The sequence below is a fragment of the Streptomyces monashensis genome (assembly GCF_001866665.1).
In the GTDB taxonomy this organism is placed as follows: domain Bacteria; phylum Actinomycetota; class Actinomycetes; order Streptomycetales; family Streptomycetaceae; genus Streptomyces; species Streptomyces monashensis.
Genome location: NZ_MLYO01000053.1, coordinates 1 through 20,655, shown reverse-complemented (window position 1 = coordinate 20,655; position 20,655 = coordinate 1). Strand labels below are relative to the sequence as shown.

The 20,655-nt window shown below is 65.7% G+C and carries 18 protein-coding genes and 2 pseudogenes; 11 read left to right on the top strand and 9 right to left on the bottom strand.

What is annotated here, in order from left to right; all coding sequences use genetic code 11:
- The first annotated feature begins 219 nt into the window (after positions 1 to 219).
- Together BIV23_RS29265 and BIV23_RS29260 are read left to right on the top strand one after the other, a co-directional pair.
- Positions 220 to 675, top strand: a complete 456-nt coding sequence (locus BIV23_RS29265) for a hypothetical protein (RefSeq protein WP_245790691.1) — start codon at positions 220 to 222, stop codon at positions 673 to 675.
- Positions 676 to 965: 290 nt separating this feature from the next.
- Positions 966 to 2,543 (top strand): S1 family peptidase, encoded by a 1,578-nt coding sequence (locus tag BIV23_RS29260; RefSeq protein WP_071383990.1) that lies wholly within the window; start codon positions 966 to 968, stop codon positions 2,541 to 2,543.
- A 344-nt stretch (positions 2,544 to 2,887) separates the two neighbouring features.
- Here the strand turns inward: BIV23_RS29260 and BIV23_RS50585 are convergent, their stop codons facing one another.
- Positions 2,888 to 3,031: a hypothetical protein gene (locus BIV23_RS50585; protein WP_177240080.1), complete on the bottom strand. Its 144-nt coding sequence runs from the start codon at positions 3,029 to 3,031 to the stop codon at positions 2,888 to 2,890.
- Positions 3,032 to 3,145: 114 nt separating this feature from the next.
- On the opposite strand from BIV23_RS50585, the pseudogene BIV23_RS52305 reads away from it, so the two are divergent.
- Positions 3,146 to 3,385, top strand: a pseudogene (locus BIV23_RS52305) (transposase); the annotation flags it as partial.
- Positions 3,386 to 3,621: 236 nt separating this feature from the next.
- Here the strand turns inward: BIV23_RS52305 and BIV23_RS50580 are convergent.
- Entirely contained in the window at positions 3,622 to 4,185 is a 564-nt protein-coding gene (locus BIV23_RS50580; RefSeq protein WP_071383989.1) for a hypothetical protein, read from the bottom strand.
- Positions 4,186 to 5,040: 855 nt separating this feature from the next.
- Here BIV23_RS50580 and BIV23_RS49765 point away from each other — a divergent pair.
- The gene (locus tag BIV23_RS49765; protein ID WP_071383988.1) at positions 5,041 to 6,069 is read left to right on the top strand and encodes a PDDEXK family nuclease; all 1,029 of its coding nucleotides are present in this window, start codon (positions 5,041 to 5,043) and stop codon (positions 6,067 to 6,069) included.
- 257 nt (positions 6,070 to 6,326) lie between these two features.
- On the top strand, positions 6,327 to 6,689 hold the full coding sequence (locus tag BIV23_RS52300; RefSeq protein ID WP_245790690.1) for a hypothetical protein: 363 nt from the start codon (positions 6,327 to 6,329) through the stop codon (positions 6,687 to 6,689).
- Positions 6,690 to 6,719: 30 nt separating this feature from the next.
- On the opposite strand, the gene BIV23_RS29240 is transcribed toward BIV23_RS52300, so the two are convergent.
- The 7 genes from BIV23_RS29240 to BIV23_RS47035 all read right to left on the bottom strand — a co-directional run bounded on the left by BIV23_RS29240 (position 6,720) and on the right by BIV23_RS47035 (position 13,433).
- Positions 6,720 to 8,663 (bottom strand): S53 family peptidase, encoded by a 1,944-nt coding sequence (locus BIV23_RS29240; RefSeq protein ID WP_079173458.1) that lies wholly within the window; start codon positions 8,661 to 8,663, stop codon positions 6,720 to 6,722.
- Between the two features lie 84 nt (positions 8,664 to 8,747).
- On the bottom strand, positions 8,748 to 9,986 hold the full coding sequence (locus BIV23_RS29235; RefSeq protein ID WP_071383985.1) for a M23 family metallopeptidase: 1,239 nt from the start codon (positions 9,984 to 9,986) through the stop codon (positions 8,748 to 8,750).
- Positions 9,974 to 10,342, bottom strand: coding sequence for a thiol-disulfide oxidoreductase DCC family protein (locus BIV23_RS29230; RefSeq protein WP_071383984.1), 369 nt, complete (start codon positions 10,340 to 10,342; stop codon positions 9,974 to 9,976). Before BIV23_RS29230 ends, BIV23_RS29235 begins: the two co-directional genes overlap by 13 nt.
- The gene (locus BIV23_RS50575) at positions 10,335 to 11,372 is read right to left on the bottom strand and encodes a hypothetical protein (protein ID WP_071383983.1); all 1,038 of its coding nucleotides are present in this window, start codon (positions 11,370 to 11,372) and stop codon (positions 10,335 to 10,337) included. Before BIV23_RS50575 ends, BIV23_RS29230 begins: the two co-directional genes overlap by 8 nt.
- The gene (locus tag BIV23_RS29220; protein ID WP_071383982.1) at positions 11,372 to 11,998 is read right to left on the bottom strand and encodes a DUF5819 family protein; all 627 of its coding nucleotides are present in this window, start codon (positions 11,996 to 11,998) and stop codon (positions 11,372 to 11,374) included. The genes BIV23_RS50575 and BIV23_RS29220 overlap by 1 nt, the downstream gene beginning before the upstream one ends.
- Before the next feature lie 155 nt (positions 11,999 to 12,153).
- Entirely contained in the window at positions 12,154 to 12,657 is a 504-nt protein-coding gene (locus BIV23_RS49760; protein WP_143079137.1) for a hypothetical protein, read from the bottom strand.
- A 266-nt stretch (positions 12,658 to 12,923) separates the two neighbouring features.
- On the bottom strand, positions 12,924 to 13,433 hold the full coding sequence (locus BIV23_RS47035; protein ID WP_079173455.1) for a GntR family transcriptional regulator: 510 nt from the start codon (positions 13,431 to 13,433) through the stop codon (positions 12,924 to 12,926).
- Positions 13,434 to 14,554: 1,121 nt separating this feature from the next.
- Between BIV23_RS47035 and BIV23_RS47030 the strand changes: the two genes are divergently transcribed.
- The 6 genes and pseudogenes from BIV23_RS47030 (at position 14,555) to BIV23_RS54070 (ending at position 20,285) form a co-directional block, all read left to right on the top strand.
- Positions 14,555 to 15,517, top strand: a complete 963-nt coding sequence (locus tag BIV23_RS47030) for a hypothetical protein (protein WP_143079136.1) — start codon at positions 14,555 to 14,557, stop codon at positions 15,515 to 15,517.
- 174 nt (positions 15,518 to 15,691) lie between these two features.
- Positions 15,692 to 16,225: a hypothetical protein gene (locus BIV23_RS29200; protein WP_071384032.1), complete on the top strand. Its 534-nt coding sequence runs from the start codon at positions 15,692 to 15,694 to the stop codon at positions 16,223 to 16,225.
- A gap of 4 nt (positions 16,226 to 16,229) precedes the next feature.
- Entirely contained in the window at positions 16,230 to 17,453 is a 1,224-nt protein-coding gene (locus BIV23_RS29195) for an MAB_1171c family putative transporter (RefSeq protein ID WP_071383980.1), read from the top strand.
- The gene (locus tag BIV23_RS29190; protein ID WP_071383979.1) at positions 17,450 to 18,652 is read left to right on the top strand and encodes a cytochrome P450 family protein; all 1,203 of its coding nucleotides are present in this window, start codon (positions 17,450 to 17,452) and stop codon (positions 18,650 to 18,652) included. The genes BIV23_RS29195 and BIV23_RS29190 overlap by 4 nt, the downstream gene beginning before the upstream one ends.
- 178 nt (positions 18,653 to 18,830) lie before the next feature.
- Positions 18,831 to 19,179: pseudogene (locus BIV23_RS47025) on the top strand (transposase); the annotation flags it as partial.
- 24 nt (positions 19,180 to 19,203) lie between these two features.
- Positions 19,204 to 20,285 (top strand): IS630 family transposase gene (locus BIV23_RS54070; protein WP_425443539.1). Its coding sequence is split into 2 segments (ribosomal slippage): positions 19,204 to 19,656 and positions 19,659 to 20,285, totalling 1,080 coding nucleotides; the frame shifts between segments, so codons are not numbered across the junction.
- Positions 20,286 to 20,655 lie beyond the last annotated feature (370 nt).

The window sequence follows — 20,655 nt, the reverse complement described above, 5'->3', positions numbered from 1 at the left end:
AGTGAATGTTCGTCGCTGAACGGGTGGCCCGGTGGACTGTTCTGACATGGCGCCAACTCGTTGGAGCTCGAAGCAGTTGGGGGGTGCTTCGCGACTACTTTACATATGATTCACTTATGTTTTACGTACTTAGGGTTGATCAGGCTTCCCTGATCGGAAGGAATCACGATGATGTCCCGTATCGGGAAGACGCTCGTTGTGGGCGCTGCAGTCGCTGCAGTGAGCTCTGTCGGATGTGTCGCCTACGCGTCGGCCGTGGGGGCCTCGCCGGCCGCACCCGGAGCCACCGCCACTGCCACGGACATGCCGTTCGCGGTCGAGACGTTCGACTATCCCGGGGCCGCGAAGATCCAGGCCGAGCGCAAGATCACTCTGAAGCGCGGCGACGGCCACATCGTGCTCACGGACTGCAACTCGGCCTACGACATCAAGGTCGAGTCCCGCACCGCGGGCATGTACTACTGCTTCAAGGTCAGTGGCAAGCAGGGGTACCTGACCATGGAACTCCCCGACGCCTACGGTATCTGGACCCAGGACCACCCGGTCCAGGCCACGCTCACCACCGACGGCAAGAAGAGCGTCGTCAACGCCCCGAAGAATGACTACACACCGGTCGGCGAGGCAGGCGACACCAGCAAGAAGTCCGTCCTCGTCGAACTCCGCGTCACCAGCTGATCCCTGCGTGAGCGCTGCCGCCGACGGATCCGCCCCTCGCGCCTCTCCCGCGCCACGCGTCATCACCCCTCGCAGGCAGCGCGACAGCCTGCCGCTCCCGACAGGCCACAGCGGACGCCGAATACCGACCGATCCACCACGTCGCCGTTCGCCCGGTGTGCCAGCGGCAGCCGATGAGGGCTGATCAACCCGAAGGCGCGCCGGCCCTCCTGCCGGCACCGGGTTCTCGCGAGCCGACCAGGCTCACTCGCCTCCTCTTCTCACCGACCTCACAGAAAACGGGGAACTCCATGTCCGACTTTCGCCCGCACGCCGCGCGGACCGGCGGCCTGATCGCCGCTGCCACCCTGGCTGCCACCGCCGTGTCGGCCACGCCCGCGACCGCCGTATCGGGCCCGCAGACCCCCGCAGTCACCGCGGCTTCCCTCGCCCGCCTCGACATCGGCAACCACATCGGCGACCAGCGCGGCTGCTCGGCCGTGCTGGTGGCTCCGCAGTGGCTGCTGACCGCCGCGAGCTGTTTCGCCGACACCCCGGGCGCCACCCTCGCCCCCGGCGCACCGAAGCTGAGGACGACGGCCACCATCGGCGGCACCGCCCAGCAGGTGGTGAACCTCGTACCCCGTACCGAACGTGACGTGGTGATGGCCCAACTGGCCAAGCCTGTCAGCGGCATCACCCCCGTCGCGGTGGCCGGCAGCGCGCCCGGTGCCGGGGACGAGGTCCAGGCCGCAGGCTATGGGCGCACGCGCGACGAGTGGGTACCCGACCAGGCGCACGCGGCCACCTTCACCGTCCAGAACGTGGGCGCCACCACCGTGGACCTCGCGGCGAGGTCCGACGGCGCCGCCGTCTGCCAGGGGGACACCGGTGGCCCCACGCTGACCACGGCCGACGGCCGCGCCGCGATCGTCGGCATCAACAGCCGCTCCTGGCAGGGCGGTTGCCTGGGCAGTGACCCGGCCGAGACCCGTACCGGGGCCGCAGCCGCCCGCGTCGACGACCTGGCCTCCTGGGTGCAGCAGGTCGCCTACAGCACCACGTTCGCCAACGCGCCGTGGAAGCACGCCGTGCAGATGACCGCCGGCTACTTCACCGGCGCCGCCGCCGGGAGTCGCCGCATGGACCTGATCGTCGTCTGGGACGACGGCGAGGTCACCCTCTACCAGGGCGGCGACGGCACCGACCCCGCCCACCCGTTCTCCGCCGAGTACCGGCTCCAGCCCAGGAAGAGCATCTGGGCCAAGGCCCTCGCGGTCACCAGCGTCAACACGGGCGGCGGCACGGACGGGGTCGTGGTGCGCTGGATCGACGGCGAGATGACCCTTTACCCCACCGTGGACGCCAAGGGCTTCCACGGCGAGAAGCAGCTCGCCCCGCCGAAGAACACCACATGGAAGGACGACGCCCAGCTGCTGACCGGCGGCCGTTTCACCGCTGGCGGGCGCCGCGACGACCTCCTGGTCGACTGGAAGGACGGCCACGTCTCCGTCTTCAGCGACGTGGCCGCCAACGGACTGAAGAAGCAGACCCAGACCGTCGCCAAGAACACCACCTGGCCCTACGCCTCCCAGCTCACCACCGGGTCCTTCACCGGCAAGAACACCGATGACCTGCTGGTGCGCTGGGTCGACGGCGAAACCACCGTCTACCCCGGCACGACCACCAGGACCCTGCCCGGCGAGATCAAGATCCGCCCCGCAAAGTCGTACTGGAAGAACGCCACCGTGGTCGCCGCAGGCGCCTTCACCGCCAACACCGCCGCCGACGACATCATCGTCCGCTGGACCGACGGACACGTCAGCCTCTTCCCCGACGTCGACACCAAGGGCCTACACGACGAGCTCCCCCTCGCACCGGCCAACTGACGCAAGGGACAAAGCTCCCGAGGGTGCCCACAACCGGGCTCTCCACCACTCTCCTCATCAGCGCGGACGCGCCGCCCATCTTTGGGACGCGTGTCATAGCGAGACGGGTCGTGGTGTCCGGCCCGCGCTACGGGGAGAGCTGCGGGCCGGACGCGCCCTGACCGAGGAGGCCGGCGGCCTACGCGGCAGTCGAGGCCTCTGTGCCACACTGGCTCCAGCGGCCGTCTCGCATCCCCCGTCGAGGCGGCCGCTGCTGTGATAGCCCCGCGGTTCGGGAAGTATGCCGCTTTCGTGGACCCTTTCGTGTACCGGCGGCACGCGGCGTTCAGGTGGCCGGCTGGTGATCAAGAGCAGCTGTCGAGCATGGAGCCGATGGCGGTCTTCTCGGCGCTGGTCACGTTCAGCTTCCATTGAGAGACACAGTCGGGGATCTTGGGGTTCGTAGGCGGGTCGGCGTGGTTGTCGGGCAGGCTCGACTTGGTGTCCAAGGTCGTTCGTCTGCATGAGGTGAGTCGGTGTCGCTGCGCCCCCGTTCCGGTGAGCAAGTCCCGTCCCTGACCGCGCAGGTGGAGCGGGCGAGTAATCCCGCGGGGACGACCGCGATGTGGGTACGGGACCGGCTGGACGGACTGTGGCGTGACGATGACTTCGCCACCTGGTACCCGCCCGATGGGCGACCAGGGTTATCCCCGGCCCGACTCGCCACGGTGAGCGTGTTGCAGTTACTGCTGAACCTCTCGGACCGGCAGGCAGCCGAGGCGGTGCGCTGCCGCATCGACTTCAAGTACGCCTGCGCGCTGGATCTGGACGATCCGGGCTTCCATCACGGCGTGTTATCGGACTTCCGTGAGCGGCTGGCTGAGGCCGGCCGCGCCGATGCCCTGTTCGATCTCGTGCTGGCACGGTTAGAGGATGCCGGCCTGGTCAAGGCCCGGGGCCGGCAGCGCACCGACTCCACCTACCTGCTCGCCTCGGTGCGTGAGCTGACCCGCCTGGAGCTGGTCCTGGAGGCGGTATGCAAATGTCGCGCCACGCTTCGGGATCGACTCACCTTGAACCAAGGTGAGTCGGCTCGCGCTCAGCCATCGCAGCCCTTGATGTCGTCGCCGCAGTCGCCCGCGGCCTGGTCCTCGCGGACGGTGACCAGCCGCCAGTGGATGATGCCGGTCGTTTTGCTGTCGGGTGCGGCGATCGATGCCGTGAACGGCTCGCCGGCGGCGGGGACGTTGAACCGGTCCGCTTCCCGGTCGTTGCAGGTCACCGCCCAGTCCTGCTCCTCACCCCCGCGCTTGAGGGCGAGGGTGAGCTCGTCGGTGCCTGGCACTGCACAGTCGACGTCGAGGCGGTACGGGCGGTCTCCGGGCGTGCGGAAGGTCCGGCTCAGGCCGTCCATGACGTTCGGAAAGCCGCTGTCGACGAGTTCGGCGTCCGCATCGCGCAGGGTCCGGGTGAGGTGCTTCATCGCCTTCTCGTAGTCACCCTTGCCCCAGTCGGCGGGTGCGGTATCCGCCGACGACGTGGCGGAACTCGCCTCGATGGCCGCCGAGTTGGGGCCGGTGTCCGAGTTCGCACCGCAACCGCCGACTGATGCGGCGGTGAGCAGTACGGCGACGGCCGTGGCGGCTGTGGTGCGCTTGCGCACGATGGTGGTCCCCTGTTCGCCAATGGCGCCCCAATGGCCTGGTCCGGGCCATGGGTCAGACACGACGAGGTTAACGCACTAGTCGGGATCACCCAAAGTACAGGTAAAGTACGCGAGAGTGGTTTCCCCTTCACTCTCGGCCCACGCGACATTCGCGCCATCGGCCTCACCCGCGCCCGCCGCCCACCCCTCGCCGCAAAGCCCCGGCAACTCGGCGCCCCACCTACCCACTGGGCAGCGGCACCGACCCCGAAGCCTGGGCAGCGCTCCAGAACCTCGCCAACGACCTCAAGAACGGCCCGGGCACAGCCAGTTCGACATAGCTGCCGAGATGAGATGTCCGGGATATGCATCCGCGGCCCTACAGCGGTGCGTGGGAACGCGCCGCCGAGGCATGACCAGAGTTCCTTTGGTGTGTCCGCGGCGGTCGAGGAATTGGAGAGCGGAAGGAGGCCCGCGAGGACGTCGCATACCGGATTCCGCTGACGGCACCCGAGCTCCTCTCCCTCCGACCCGCTCACGCGTCATGGAGACCAGTCTCGGGGCGCGCTGCCCTCGCAAGCGCCTCCACAGCTGAATCCACGTAGAAGGCTACGACCCGCCGGTATCCTGCCCCACCATGACTCCGCCGACGAAGTGCAACATTGCCGACCACACCTTCGCGGCCTGACCACCCGTTGACCAAAGTCATAGGGACACCTCGTCTCGGTCCCCGCCCGAGACCAAAGTGTCCACACGTTCTCGCGGCCGGCGGTGTTGGTCCCATCGTGCCGCCCCGCCCCACCGAAAGCGGGGGCGGAAGCAAGAGCCCGGCCGTAGCCTCGTACCGCCCGACCACGCAAGCCAGGAGCCAATGTGTACGACGAGGTCCTGTTCACGGTTGACGGAAGCACCGCCTCACCCGTCGACCGCGTGACCCTGCCGGTCCTTGAACTGCAGGAACGCGCGCACTTGCAGGAGTGGATCCTGGCCAACCCCACCATTCTGGGACCAGGCGTGGAGATCATTACCAGCGAGTACGACGGCTGGCAGGCCGCCAACGGAGACCGGGTACTGGACCGGCTGGATCTCCTGGCCATCGCCCCGGACGGACACCTGATCGTCGCCGAGCTCAAGCGCGAGACCGCGCCGCACAGCATCCACATGCAGGCAATCACCTACGCGGCGATGGTCAGCCGTCTCACGCCCCAGGACGTCGCGGAACTGTACGCGTCGGACAGACGCCGCCGCGGCCAGGAAGCCGACACCGACTCCGTCCTCAACCGCCTCACCACCGAATTCCTTCTGACGGCCGAGACCATCCGCCATCCAAGGATCGTCCTGATCGCCTCCGACTTCCCGCCCTCGGTCACCGCAACCGTAGTCTGGCTCAGCGAACAACACGTCGACATCTCTCTCATCCGCTTCCGCCCCTACCGGCTCGGCAACCAGCAGACCGTCGTCTCCTTCAGCCGCCTGTACCCAGTTCCGGACGTCGAGGAGTTCACCATCGGCCGCCGCCCGGACTCCCCCGCCACCACCACCGACGATCCGGGAGCACCATGGGACGAGGACTCCCTGCGCCGCCTCGCCGAACTGGGCAACCCCTCCACAATCGCGCTCCTGGACCTCTGTGCCGTCGAGGACGCCGGACACGTAGGTGTCGAAGAAGTCGCCACACACGCAGGCGTCACCAAGGGCTCGGTCCGCGGTCAACTGGCTGGCCTGACCATGCGATTGAAAAACCCCGCCCACGGCTTCACGCAGAACCAATGGCCGGTCGGCATCAACTGGCTGCCGGGCGGCGTGGCGAGCTACTCAATGGAAACCCACCTCGCCGCCCTCTGGCGGACCATACGCAAGCAGGACACCGAGACCCCGGGGGCCGCCACCACCTCACCGTAGAGGCGGCCCGCTTCACTACGGCCAGAACCACCCGTGCCCAAGGGGATCCCTGCGCTTGCCGAAAAATCCCGTCCGCGCGGTTCAGGCGGCGACCATCCCCACGACCAACACGGGATTCCAGGTCAGCGCCGGTGCAGCCGCGTCGCTGGATGCCAAAGACACCGCGACTCCCCGCAGGAAGGCGAACCACGCCGCATATCGCGCCCGTCACCCATCCTGCCCCCCAACCTCAAACCTGCGGCCAGCGGCCCCACCTCTTGAGCTGCACCACCGCCCAGATCACACGCGCCCCCCCGTTCTCCTGTTTCCGTGTCCCCGCCGAGACGGTGGGCGAAGTCCTGCCGCCTGTCGATCTCCACGAGTGCGAAACCGGGGTGGAGCGGGTCGGCTCCGTCCCTGGTGAGGAGCGCCTCGACCTGGGCCGGTCCCTGGCGCATATCCGAGGTCGGGAGGCCGAGGCGGTCGCGGCTCTGCTGATCGCCGAGGAGATCGCCCCGCAGCGGATCCGCGCCAACGCCCTGGTGAGGCACACCGTCGAGTTCCTCACCGCTCGGAAACTGCCGTCCCATGCCACACGTGACCTGCGGGGCCTGGCCCACCGCATCGGCCTGTCGCTGTGACCAGTAGCATCTCCTGCTCCAGCTACCCGACTATTGGGGCCGGGTGCCTCCCCGCTGGAAGTACCGTAGGTAATTGATGTTGGGTGTCCCAAGGCCCGTGGCGTCGTCAAAGCCACTGGTGGCGCGAAGGCCGTAGTCCCGGCCCAGGGTATAGAGGATGTAGCGATATGGGTGGGCCGTCGGCCCCATGTCCCGTACGACGGAGACCGGTCTGCCCTGTGCCGGCGATGGGCGGTCCGTCACATCGTGGAACACGCCCGTGCCGTGAAGGGAGTACAGCAAGGGGTTCGCGAAGCCGATACTGCGGCCGGATTTCTGCTCGGCGTCGGCCTGGATGGCGGCGAAGGCAGGACAGGCGGCAGAGGTTCCACCGTAGCCGATCACATGGAATGCACCCCCGGTGGTGTAGCCGACGGCGACTGGAACGGCGCCGTCCCCCTCCACAGCCACATCAGGTGTGACACGACGGCCGTTCGCCAAGGATTCGGTGACGACGCCGCGCTGATACCAGGGCTGCGGGAAGTCGCTGGGTCCGCCGCCGCCCCCGAAGGCGAACACACCTGGTAGTGGTGTCCAGGCTGTCTTCGGGTTGCCTGACAGGATCGACAGGTCGTCTCCCATGCTGGTCTCCCAGCCGTAGCCGCCCTTCCGGGTCAGGGCGAGGGTTGTACCGCCCACGGAAGTCACCCATGGCGAACCGCTGGGGAAGTCGGCCTGTGCTTGCGTGGTGTTCTTGTCGCAGTTGAGTCCGGTGCCGGCAGCTTGCGGAGAGGAGTCTCCGCAGTCGCCTGCGGCGAAGTAGACACCGATTCCTTCAGCTGCCGCCTGCTCGAACAGCATGTTCCACGCGCTCACCAAGCCAGGGGTGAGGTGTGCTCGCTGAGAATGGATGATTTCCGCCCAGGAGTTGGAGATCACATCGGCGCTATGGTGGTCGAGGACATAGGCCTCGGCGTCCATGAGATCGCTGTCCAGGCAGGAGTTGGCGCCCACGTACAGCACATTGGCGTCCGGGGCGTACCCGTGCGCCATCTCGACGTCGAGGGCCTGTTCGCCCGCCCATTGGCTGGGTGGTGCGCAGGCGGGGGTCACCTTCCAGTGAGCAGGCGTGACGTGTTCACGGTATTGGCCTTGGCGGAACGCATGGTCGCCGGTGACCTTGGCGTAACGGTCGGCGTCGGAGGCCATGGTGGGGGATCCGTAGGCACCGACGATCGCGACCGTGCGTCCCCTCCCGGTCGCTCCGGATGCCGAGACACCGTAGGCGTCCCTTAGCTGGCGCGGAACGTAGGGGCACGGCGCATACGACACCGGCTTGCCGTAGGCGGGCGGCAGACCATCGGCGGTGTGCTGTCCGAAGTAATCGGAGCACGTGGCCTTCTCGACCGGGGCCGGGGCCGGGTGGCCGAGTGGCATCGCGGCTGGGGGTTCGCCGATGCCGGTGAGGGCCACGACGGCATCACCGACGGACTGCGGCAAGCTCACGTCGGCCGCCGGGGCCTGCATCGGTCCCCAGGAAGTCTGATAGCGGTGGATGCTCGTTCCCAGTGCGGACTTCATAGCCTGCTCCGGGCCACTCACCTGGACATAGTGCGAGGTGTCCGCTGTGATCTTCAGTCCGGCGCCGGTCAGCCAGCGGGCGATGTTCCTGCGCTGGTTTGCGGTGAGTCCGTATTCACGCTCGAATTCCTCGGGCGAGATGAAGTTTTGGTAGCGAGGGGACTGGGGATCCGTGACGGTTCGAATGAACGTCGACAACTGGTCAGGATTGCGGTACCCCAGGTAGAGACGTGCGGTGAGGGTCGCATCGCCGGGTATCGGACCCTGGTCGCTGGCAGGCGCGGCGTAGGCGGGATGTGATCCGGCCAGTACATGGCGGGTGGACGGGCCGGCGGCGTGGGCAGCACTCGCTGATGCGGTGACGACGAGGACCGCTGATACCACCGCGGCGGCTTTATGTATTCGAGTGAACACCAGGATGCCTTCTGTCTGGTGAACGGCAAAAGTGCCCGCCCCAGCAACGAGGGCGGTGCCGTGACGGAATGGTGAACAACGCGACTATTGGGCGGGGATGGTTCGACCTCGGTACAGCCCACCGGCCACTCCGATGAACTGGAGATCCAGGCCCATTCCGTCGCGTTCGGCATGAATGTGAAGATGCGGTTCCGTGCTGCGCCCCGAATTGCCGACCTCACCGAGGAGTTGGCCGACACACACCACATCTCCCGCGGTGACGCTGACGGTCCCCAGCCGCAGGTGCGCCAGAACCACGTGCTCATGGCCGGTGTCGATGATCACGTGATTGCCGTAGAGCGGCCCGTAATGGATGCGGCCGGGGGGTTGGTCGGCTACGCCATCGACAGCAGTGACGACGCTCCCGCTGCACGGGGCCAGGACCGGCTGCCCGTAGGCAAGGTAGGAGTCCAGGTCACGGGAGGGGACGAGGAACCGGAACATGCCGGTATTCGTCCCGTTAGGTCCCGTCTTGACGAGATCTATCGCGCCTCGCTGGGCGGCAACGGTCCGGTGGTGGTTCAGGAACCTGCCGCCGCCCTGTGCGACGTACCAACCGGGCCCCGTCAGGGGAAAGTGCAAGGATGTGGAGACCGGCTGCCCCCACCGGTGGCCGCGACCCCGTGCAAGGAACACCAGGGCGGCGATGAGCAGGGCGATGTGGCTGTAGCCAACCTGATCGAGTCCGCCGTGACCCACGGGGACGCCCCGGAACACCAGCAGCCACACGAACGTGGCCGCAACGATGCCCAGGACGACGTACGGGAACAAGCGGACCCACCGCGGGAAACATTTCGGAGCGGAGAAGCCGATCAGCAGCAGGCAGCCCAGCAGTGCGCTCACGGCGTAGGACAACCAGGTGAGCATTGTCGGAGCCGTAGCGTCACCGATGGACAGGTCCACCATCGAGTACACCCACATGCCGAACGCGGCGGTGGCCCACACCAGGCGGATCGGAATCCCACTCGGCCACCATCGCGGAACACTTGAGGCGTCGATGAGGAGACCAGCCAACCGCCCCTCGCCGTCCAGGCTGCCCCAGGCCGCGACACGGCCCTTGGGTCCGTTGATCGTCATCCCTCGCCGGTGGGTGTACGTCACCTCGGCCTGTTCGGTTCCGATCCTCGTGCGGGTTGCGGCGATGATCCTCTCAAGGCGTGCGGCGCCCACTTCGCTGATCAGGTGAGGTGCCTGGCGAGCCCGTTGATCGGCCGGCGCATTGAGGAGTTCCTCAACCGCCCGCGCGACCGCGCGGGTGTGGTGGTCTTCGTTCAGATCGTGCACGCGTGCTCCCATGGGCCCGGGATACGGTGGCGATTGCGGGCCACCAGCCAGTAGACGGCCTGCGCCAGGTGCCGGGCACCAGGAAGGCTCAGGAAACGGCCGATGAGGCGGGCTGTACGGTTGCCCGTGGCGAACCAGGCCGCGAAGGCCATCGGACCGCTTTCACGGCGACTGGTGGACACGTACCACATGCTCTGGCGCGTGTCGGATTCGGTCAGCCCGACCGAATCGAGGTCCAGGCCCTGCCAGGGGCGACAGGCAGCGGCAAGGACCAGGCGCCTTTGGAGGTAAGCAACCGCCGCACGGCAGAACCCACAGGTCCCGTCGAAGACAACCAGCGCTTCGTCATCATGCATGGTGGACCTCCTGACGGGAGGCACTGTCGAGCACACCCGAAGACGCCACGGCGGTACGGGGGCCGACGGTGGCAAGCCCCAACCGGACGATGACGGCGTCTCTGACGCGCCTGGCCCGCTTCCCCAGGGACCGGTAGTCCTCATCCTTCAGGCAAGTGCAGTCCGCACCGACCATCAGCAGACCGAAACACACCAGGCCCATGAAGGCCATGATGCCCAGATGCATCCCCTCCAATGCGATGGTGTTGCTCTTGCGCACCCAAGGGCGGGTGGACAGGATCGCGAAGGGAAGCGCCAGTTCGATCGCGATGGTGAAGTAGCACACGAACGTGCCGAGGTAGGCGCTGCTCATCCAGTGAGCGAACGTCGGCGACATCTGAAACCCGGTCAGTCGCGTGATGTAGTACATCGCGACACCGTCCTGCCACACCTTGCCAGTGATCTTCCAGTACCCGGCGGTGAAGTAAAGAACAGCCGTCTGAAACACGATCAAGTAGGCGGCCAGATTGTGCAGACTCGTCCGCAGTGTTGGCCTGTCGTCACCGAGCAGTTCCGCTCGCCGCTGCTTCGCACCGGGGGCGAAATAAGCGTTGGACACGGTGAAGACCATGAAGATGATGAGGATCTGGGCAAGGTTGTCGCCGCCCTCGAGAACGTCCTGGTTACGGAAGTGCAGGGACCACATCATCACCGCCTGGAGCAGCGTGAGCGCACGCCCCCCGAAGACCATGAACGCGGCGGCAACCACGATCGTCGCATGGAACAGAAACTCGAACCACCATTGCGAGTCGCTTGCCAGGAAGAGTGAAAACCCCCAGTGCGGAAGCAGCTTGGACGCGACCGCCGGCGAGTCGTATGAGTGAGGCCCCCAGAAGAACTGGCGGTTGGAGTAGTCGGCGAGGCAGTACAGGATCGTCGCGAATCCGATGACGATCCGCAGCAACGCGATACCGATCAGCCGGTGCTCGCGGCAGGCCAACCTCAGTATCACCGCGTCCAGCCGAGCCAACGCGGCACGTACCGTACCCATCAGTCAGCCACTCCCGGTACGTAGGTCAGCCACGACGTCTGCAGCCGCCCCTCGATCTTCTGCTTCGGCGCCGGTGACTCGTACCGGCTGGCGAACGGCGTGATGGGCTTACTGCGGAACGTGGCTCGAATCGAGATGATGCGGGCGTTAGGGAACAGCGATGTGGCACGCACCGACAAGAATCGCTGTAGTTCGTCGAAGTCCGGAGCGAAATCGCTCGCGAGGTACTTCACAGCCTGCGCACGACGGGACGCCGGAAGCTGGTCGACCTCTTCTTTTTCTTTGATGTACTTGGTCGCGAACTCGTTGAACCCCAGCATCACGCCGGGAAGCTTCGTGGGATTCACGCGGAAGTCCCGTGGAGTCCGATCGATGGCATCCTCTATCTCAACCGGTTGGGTCTGCACGACCTCGTTTTTTCCTGCAGGTTTGATCCGGGCCTCCACATACACCAGATCCACGCTCGTGCCAGGGTTGGGGCCGAACAGCTGCCAGTCCTGCTCGAAGTACGCACCCATAAACCGGTTAACCGGCCGCGCCACGCGGGCTTTGGCCGGCGAGTTGGGAGCGTTGTAGACGAGACAGGCGGCAGTGAACAGCATCACAGGGACCAGCGCGAGCAGCACGGATATCCGCAGCCTTGTGAGCACATGGGTCCCAAGGGGTGGTTGACCGGATGCGGCTGTTGTGAGTTCATTCATCGCTATGAGAAATCCACTCCTACATTCGCCAGAAACATGCCCGGCACCCAGATGGGGCGCCGGGCATGCACGCGATTGGCTCAGTTCGTGGCGTTGAACTGCACATCGCCGGGGATGGCCCCGTGCAACGCCGCAGAGTTGGTCACCGGGCCACCGCTGGACGACGACGACGAGTCGCTGGACGACGACGACTCTTCCGAGCTGCTCCTCGTCCTGGTGACGATGGTCTTCGTCTTGGTGACGATCTTCTTGGTTCCGTCGTACAGGTCCTTCGACGCGGCGCCGGCCATTGCCGCCACCATGTCGCCGGCGACGTTCTGCAGGAACTGCGGCTGCGCGCCCTTACCAAGAACCGTCGCACTGGCCATCGACTGCTGAGCAGCGACCTTCTGCTGCGGAAGTGCTGCCGCATTGGCACTCGCTGCCAGCAGGCCAGAAATGCTGGCGGCGACAACGGGCACCAAAACAGCGCCGGCCAGGAGCCGTTTTCTCATCACGATGTGTTCCCCTCGTTTGTTGTGGGTGTGCTCCGGAATTAAGCGTTCCGGAAATGGTCGGTCAGACCGCGATCCGGTCTTGCCCACTTGCCTCGGTCATGCCGGTCGCGGCGCCCGCCAGTGAATCTAGGCGCGGGTGAATGACACGATCAATGAAAGAATGATTCCTGTACGCTGCGTGGTCGCCACGGAGATTACATCAACCGCCCCTCGGGCTACGGCGCTGCCTGGTCTTTTGCCCTTGCTCCGAGTCATCGCGGACGAAGGGGTCATCGGCCAGGAGAGATAGCTTCCTTGGCACTATTGTGACCCTGCGTATTAGCTTCCTTGCCACTGTCTCGGTGGTGCCGCCGTCACGCGGCACCACGCCCGTGCGGCCTGAACGCTGTGCGGTCCGATCCCCCACGTCGGGCCGCCGCGGCGGGCAAGGCCCCAGTGGTGCGCGGGCGTTGCGATGGCGGAATCCGCTGTATTGCAGCCACGACAGCAGCCCGCGAAATCCCGGAGACGTCGGCAAGGTTCACGACGTGACGGAGCTGCTCCGATATCTCCGCGAGGCCCACTTTGTGCGCCGAGTGCACCACGACCGCGCCACGGCCCCGGCCGAAGTCGATCAACCCTTCGGCGCGCAGCATCCGAAGTGCCCGGAGGACGGTGTTCTTGTTCGCGCCGTACAACTTTCCGAGTTCGCCCGACGAAGGCAGGTACGCCCCCTGTGCATACACACCGGACACGATCTCCTTCTTGAGCTTGCGTCCTATCCGGGTGTAGAGCGCCGACCCGTAACCTGGTGCGGCGCCGGCTCTACTGTCCTTGCCAAGTGGATCGGCACTGGACGCGGGCGGATGTGGTACGGATGTCATCAGAGCGTTTCCCCCTTGTGCTTTCCTTCAGTGCACCAGTGCGGCACAGACTCGAAGAGTCGTCGAAGTGTTGCCGCACCACGCGTCCGCCGGAGGTCAGTCGGCGTGACGTTCGGGCATCGACTTGACAGATTCTGGCTCTGGCAGCGGCGGCGGGGCAGGTACCGGGCCAAGGACGAAGTACTGCCAGGCAGATCCAGGCATGGGGCTTGCAGGGCCAGCCGTGCCGAGGCACTGCCTCCCTAGGGCCACCACGTATGCCCGCAGCGGCCGCCATGACCGCTGTCCCTGCGTGTACGGGCCCTGTCGGTAATTCTCCGGATACCCCTGCGCGTCTTGTTTAGCTGCCGAGAAATATCAGCGGTGACCTGGATGGATTCCTCGAACTGGTCAAGGAGACCAGAGGCGGTAGGGGCCCATTCGCTGCCAGGCTTGTACAGCTCCCCGATCGCCTTGCACACCACGACCATCTCCGCCATCAAGCGATGAAATTCGGCCACATCCGCTTTGGTGAAGTCGTCCTCAGCCAGTTGGAGCGCCGTCCGCACAGTTGGCGCATGCATATACACGTCTCCGATTCAACGATTGAAAAGCGAACGATCATGGCGTGTCCGTCACAGGAAGTTGCCCATCGGACACGGCTCGACTCGCCAGGATCGTGCTAGGTCCCATAAGCAATGTCAACGATCGTTTTCGGCTAAAGGATCGTTGAAGGATGCAGTGGACCCCATCTGCTGGTCTTGCACACCTGGCGTTAGACCAGACAGCGCGGCGCTGCAGGTGCTACCTGACGTGGCGGACTCACCCACGCCCCCTCTACGGCCATCCGGCACCTCGTAGGGCAGGTCACGGGCCGCACCAACGGCCCCCGCAACAGGGGTGACAGCGTGCCGCATTTGCGGAGCTGCACCAACAGCGCCGGCCATGACAGATGTCGAGTAGCAACGCACTGCCTCGCAACGTTCTGCCAGCACGAGCGGACCGATGCGCAGCGATCTCTTTTTCGGCGATAAATGATCGTTGAGCCTGCGACCAGGGGCACTGTAGGGTGCCATGCGCAGACCAACCTAATCCACCCGTAGCCTGGGAGTGTCTCAGTGGGCTCTGCCTCACCGCTGCCGATGACGCTTGCGCGTCTCGAGGCACTGCTCAAAGAACGGGGCATGAATCGATCGCAAGTGCTCGACATCAGGGAGTTGGCAGCCAAGGCGGCGCTGCCCGAAGACACCGTCGCCGTCCTGCTCGGAGGCGGCCAGATTCCGTCTGACACCGTGGCCGCCCGGGTCAGCGCCCGTATCAAGGTCCTCGCTGATGCATACTTGGCGCGCACCGGAAAGCCCATGTCAGACCTGGCTGGCAGTATTTCCCGACAGCTGGGTGTTTCCTCTTTCTGGGCACGCCAGGTGTGCTCCGGCGACAAAGTACCCAGTGTTGAACTGCTGCACGGCCTGGTGGGATTCTTCGGAGTCGAGGGGGGCGAGGCGTTCTTCACCGCGCCGGCTGCTGAGGCCCTCAACCGTGTACTGCTGCTCATGTTGGCCGCGCTGCAGGAGACGTCAGGGGGGCCGGAGGTCGATGGTTCGGCCACTTCGCCGGCAGAGCGCGAAGTGGCGGTGTCCCCACCCCGGGAGGCGGACGTCGAGAACCCGCCGAGGCCTGCACAGCCGCCGTCCGCCGTCCCGGAGCTCTCGGCGAGACTGAACCGCCTTTTCGCCGTCATGCACCCGAGGGGGCGTGGAACGTACACCTCGCACGAGGTTGCCGAGACAATCACTGCGCACGGGGTCAAGATCGCAGCAGCACAAGTCGAGCAGCTACGACACGGCACCTGGACTTCGCCGAGTCCTGAGCAACTCGATGCGCTCGCCACCTTCTTCGGCGTACCCGTCGGTTACTTCGTCAACGACGAAGTAGCTTCTCAGGTCTCCGCGGATCTCAACCTGGTGGAGACACTGAAGTCCCAGGGCATCGGCCCCCGCCAGATCGCTCTACGGGCAGTTGCCGACCTGGACGAGGAGGCGCTTGCTGCCCTCGTCCCCGTGATCCAGCACCTGCAGCGGGCAAGTAAGAGGCAACGGATGTGAGCTGCTGGTAGGGCGGTATACGAAGGTGCTCCACTGCAGCCAACTGGTTTGGGTCCGGCGGTCCATGCGACCTTCCGCCGCTGCCGAGCGAGGCAGGCGCCGCGGTGGTGGTGAGGGGGGAGCACGAAAGTGGTCTTTGTCCAGTGGCAGTGGGCCGACCCGGGGGGAGCGGGGATGAACGACAGGGAGCTGCGTCGCTACTGCGCCGATCTGGTCGGGCAACTCGACATCCCCGAGCCGTTCAACATCAATGCCCTCGTTGACCAGATAGAGGAACGCCGCGGACGGCCCATCTCGCTCGTGCCGATGCCGCTACCCGCCGACCGAGGCCTGTGCGGCATGTGGGTCGCCACCCCCGACGTGGACTACGTCATCTACCAGGCGGAGGCCAGAAAGGCGCACCAAGGCCACATCGTCCTCCACGAGATCGGCCACATGCTCTGCGAGCACGAGTCCACCCCGGCAGAGGAGGAAGAGGTCTCCCGACTCCTTCTGCCCAACATCGACCCTGCGCTCGTGCGCACCGTCCTCGGGCGCACCTGCTACGACCGGAGCGAGGAGAAGGCTGCCGAGCTTGTTGCCTCGCTGATCCCCCTGCAGGCCACCAACGCCGCTCCCCGGCCGACGACAAGTCTTTCGGAGGACGTGGTCAACCTCGTCAGTCACCTCGAGCGCGCTCTGGGGCGCAGTTCCACACCAAGGACATAGCCGAGTGTTATTCAACGTCGTCTACGGGATGCTCTCCTTGATCACTTGGAGCGCATTCGCCTTCAAACTGAGGGACCTGGCCCGCGACTGGCGCAACAAGGAGTTGCAGCGGCTTTGCCTGGCGATCGCCACGTTCGCCGCACCGTTCGGCTTCGCCACCCCCGCGGTGTACGTACGTGTCGATGCCCTGTTCGGCACGCCCAACATCACTTCGCTGATCATCTACACCACCGTGGAGGTCTGCCTCACCTCCTTCCTGGCCCTCCTCGTCAGCTGGTCGTCTGCGCAGTCGAAGGTCCGGCTCCGTCACCGGCTGATCCTCGGATACGCCATCGCCACGGTCACCACGAACTGGGTGCTGTTCTTTCTTGGGGGCGCCACCGACGCGTCGCACGCCCTTGACTTCGACGTTCACTATGCCAAGACCGCGTACATCTGGGAGTTCCTCCTCGTCCACCAGACCCTGTTCACGGTCAGCATGATCGGCCTGATCCGGCTCTGCTGGCGCTACTCCAAGATCGTCGGCCAGCCGTGGCTGCGCCGCGGCCTGCGCATCGTCACCGTGGGAGCAGTCACCGGCTTGGGCTACTGCCTGCCCAAGGTCATCTCCCTTATCTGGGACAAGCTCGGCATCTCCCCACTCGGCTTCGTCAACTCCGTTGTCGCCCCCATGTTCGCCAGCATCTCGGCGGCACTCTTCGCCGTAGGGTTCACCATGCCCGCCTGGGGCGTCGGCCTCGGCAGGGCCATGGCATGGATGTCCGACTACCGCACCTTCCACCGCCGCTACCCCCTTTGGCAGGCGATCACCCGTGCCTTCCCCGAAGTCGTCCTCGTCGCCCCGCCAGCCTCCCGCAGGGAACTGGCTCGCGACCTCCGGTTCTTCCTCAGTCGCCAGGTGATCGAGATACTCGACGGCGAAATGAGACTTCGTCCCCACTATGACCCGGAAATCAGCCGCATGACACGAGAAGTAGCGGCGAACCAGAACATCACCGGTGACGAGGCGGATGCCGTCGCAGAAGCCGCGCACATCGCAGCAGCCCTTCAGGCTCGGTCCACCGGCCACGAGGCGTCAGGGGGAAACGGCACAGACTTCGACGATGCCGCCAACGGCGACCTCAACAAGGAAGGTGCTCGTCTGACTCGGGTCGCCGACGCCTTCAACACCTCCGCCGTCATCCCCGCCGTTCTCAAGCGGCTCCTATCGGCGAAAACAGACGCATGAGCAGCACAGAACGGACCGCCAGCGTCTCGTCACTGCTCAGTGAAGCACTCCTCGCCGACCCACATGGCGCCTACGCCCAGCTCCGCGAAACCGCCCCGGTCCACCGCACCACCACTCCCGACGGCGAACCCGTGTGGCTGATCACCCGGTACGCCGAGGCCCGTGCGGCTCTGGCAGACCCCCGGCTCTCCCTGAACAAGGCAAACGCCGAGACCAGCGGCGAGTACAGATCCTCCATGCCCCCCGAGCTCGACGCTCACCTGCTCAACATGGATCCACCCGACCACACTCGCCTGCGCCGACTCGTCGCCAAGGCATTCACTCCCCGTCGCGTCGAGGGCCTGCGCATGCGCATCCAGAAGCTGACCGACGAACTCCTCACCACCATGACCGGCCCTCGCCTAGACCTCGTCCACGCCCTGGCCGTCCCACTGCCGATGGGCGTCATCTGCGAACTCCTCGGCATCCCGGAGACAGCGAGGCGCGACTTTCGGGCCTGGACCGACACACTATTCTCACCAGCGCCGGGAGCGGCAACGGAGTCACGCACTGCGATGAGGCAGATGCAGCAATTCCTCAAAAGGGTCATCGAGGACAAACGAAACAGTCCAACCGAGGACCTTCTGTCTGCCCTCGTCCAGGCACGCGACGACCACGACGTACTCACCGAGCCTGAACTCGTCTCCCTGGCGTTCCTCACTCTGTTCGCCGGCTATGACAACGCCGTACATCTCATCGGCAACACAGCACTGAGCCTGCTGCTGCACCCCCGACTCCTCACGGCAGTCCGAGGTGGCGCCATCCCGATACGGTCGGTAGTCGAGGAGACGCTGCGCTGGAACCCTCCTTTCGCACTGGCAGTGCGCCGCTTTGCCCTCGAAGATGTCAGCATCGGGAACGCTCTCATCCCCGCTGGCAGTCGAGTGTGGGTCTCCATCGCTTCGGCGAACCGGGACGGGCGAGAGTTCGCGTCTCCCGACGTGTTCAACCCAGGCCGTGCACCAACTCACCTGGCGTTCGGCTACGGAGTGCACTACTGCATTGGCGCCCCGCTCGCACGGATGGAAGCGGAAATCGCCGTACGGTCCCTCCTGGAACGGTTCCGTGTGCTTGAACTGGCGGTAGACCCTGACGAGTTGGAGTGGTTGCCGACGTTTCACAAACGGGGACTGCGCAGCCTCCCTGTGGTGACTTACTGATCCGATGAGGGGGGCTCCCACCCCCTTCATCGCATCAGTACACCAAGCCATTCCTTCGCAACCGAGCCATCAATTACTCAGGTTGAACTCGCGATGTCCGGTGGTCTGATCGCGTCCGGGTCCGTGATCAGGGACTGTAAGACGTTCGGTGTAACTCCCGGTCATGGAAGATGCATTGATGACCAGTGAGAACGTGTCCGCGCCGACGTCTGTCGAGTCGGCAGAAGCGGTGTCGGCGAAGGCCGTGGACGACAAGTCGATCGACGAGCTGGTGCACCCGGGCCCAGGCCGAGGGTCTACAGCTGACCGGCGAGGGCGGGCTGCTGCAGCAGCTGACCAAGCGGCTGCTGGAGTCCGCCCTGGAGGGCGAGATCACCGACCACCTCGGCTATGACAAACACTATCCAGCCGGCAAGAACGGCGGCAACTCGCGCAATGGCAAACGCTCCAAGACGGTGCTGACCGACGTCGGGCCGGTGGAGATACTCAGGTTGAACTCGCGGAGTCCCATGGGCCGTGACGGTTCTTGATGGCCGCGGTACGACGTCGTCATGCGGTATGCGCATGGGGGCGGGCTGACGCCCAAGGGGCAGGAAAAGCGGGAGCGGGTGCGTCTTGAGGCGGCCGAGCGGTTCGCTCGTGGTGAGAAGACCGAGGCCGTCGCGAGGGAGCTTCGGGTGACGTCGCGGTCGGTGAGACGTTGGCGGCGGGAGTGGGAGGAGGGCGGTGCGGACGCTCTGCGCTCGAAGGGGCCGGCCTCGGTGGAACGGCTGAGCCCCAGGCAATGGGAGCGGCTGGAGCGGGAGTTGAAGCGGGGCCCGCTCGCGCACGGCTGGGACGACGAGTTCCAGGGGTGGACGTTGAAGCGGGTCAAGCTGTTGATCGGGCGGATGTTCCACGTCGGGTACACGATCCAGGGCGTGTGGAAGCTGTTGCGGCGGCACGGCTGGTCCGCGCAGGTGCCCCTGCGGCGGTCAATCGAACGCGACGACGAGGCGATCGAGATGTGGAAGGCCGAGGTGTGGCCGCAGGTAAAAGGACCGCGGCGGACCTGGGCGCCCACATCTGCTTCGAGGACGAGGCAGGTCAGGGGCTGAGGCCGCCGAAGGGACACACCTGGGCACCGCGCGGAGCCCGACCGGTGGTGCGGGTGCGCGGCCGCAACCGGGGACGGGTCAACATCGCCGGCGTGGTCTGCTACCGCGCCGGACACCGCTCCCGGTTCTTCTTCAAGCTGCACATCTGGCACGGGCGCCGGGGCGAGCCAAAGGCGTTCTCCTGGCGCCAGTACCGCGACCTGATCGTCATGACCCACCTGCAGCTCGGCACCCCGGTGGTGTGGTGCTGGGACAACCTGAACGTGCACCTGGTCAAGGAGCTGGCCGACTTCGCCGAGGAACACAAGAACTGGTTACAGATCTTCCAGATGCCCTCCTACGCACCGGAGCTGAACCCGGCCGAGGGAATCTGGTCGCTTCTCAAGCGGCACTTGGCCGACTTCGCCGCCGCCGACCTCACGCACCTCACCCGCGTGATCAAGCGGAAGCTGAAGAAGATCCAGTACCGGCCCCACCTGGTCGACGGCTGTCTGCCACCCACCGGCCTGACCATGGGGTGTTCACGAGTAGGGTGAGCTGTGGCGTCCCGGCCTTGTGAAGATCGCTTCCCGTCTCGAAGGTGATCGTTTCCCGCCTTGGAGACGCCGTCCCAGGCTTGAGTGTGCAGTCAGGCGGTTCGCCTGGTTCTAGTGGCTCTGCTCGGAGGGTCGACCCGGTAATTGATCCGTTACCGGTTGCCCGTCAGGCTGTCTCCCAGGGTCTGATCTTGGAGGTGGCGTGGGGCGTCGTCCGGGAGTGTTTGTCCGGCCAGTGAGCATGGAGGAGGGCCGGAGACTGCAGCGGATCGGCCGGACCTCGAAGGATCCGATCCGGCTGCGACGGGCAATCGTGGTGCTGATTGTCGGCGTACACCGGAATGTGGCCCTGGCAAGATTTTCGTGAAAC

Bases quoted from the DNA above. Each gene is read 5' to 3' on its own strand.
- BIV23_RS29260 (WP_071383990.1), top strand. From the start codon at position 966: ATGTCCGACTTTCGCCCGCACGCCGCGCGGACCGGCGGCCTGATCGCC.
- BIV23_RS29230 (WP_071383984.1), bottom strand. From the start codon at position 10,342: ATGCATGATGACGAAGCGCTGGTTGTCTTCGACGGGACCTGTGGGTTC.
- BIV23_RS50575 (WP_071383983.1), bottom strand. From the start codon at position 11,372: ATGGGTACGGTACGTGCCGCGTTGGCTCGGCTGGACGCGGTGATACTG.
- BIV23_RS47035 (WP_079173455.1), bottom strand. From the start codon at position 13,433: ATGACATCCGTACCACATCCGCCCGCGTCCAGTGCCGATCCACTTGGC.
- BIV23_RS47030 (WP_143079136.1), top strand. From the start codon at position 14,555: ATGACGCTTGCGCGTCTCGAGGCACTGCTCAAAGAACGGGGCATGAAT.
- BIV23_RS29200 (WP_071384032.1), top strand. From the start codon at position 15,692: ATGAACGACAGGGAGCTGCGTCGCTACTGCGCCGATCTGGTCGGGCAA.
- BIV23_RS29190 (WP_071383979.1), top strand. From the start codon at position 17,450: ATGAGCAGCACAGAACGGACCGCCAGCGTCTCGTCACTGCTCAGTGAA.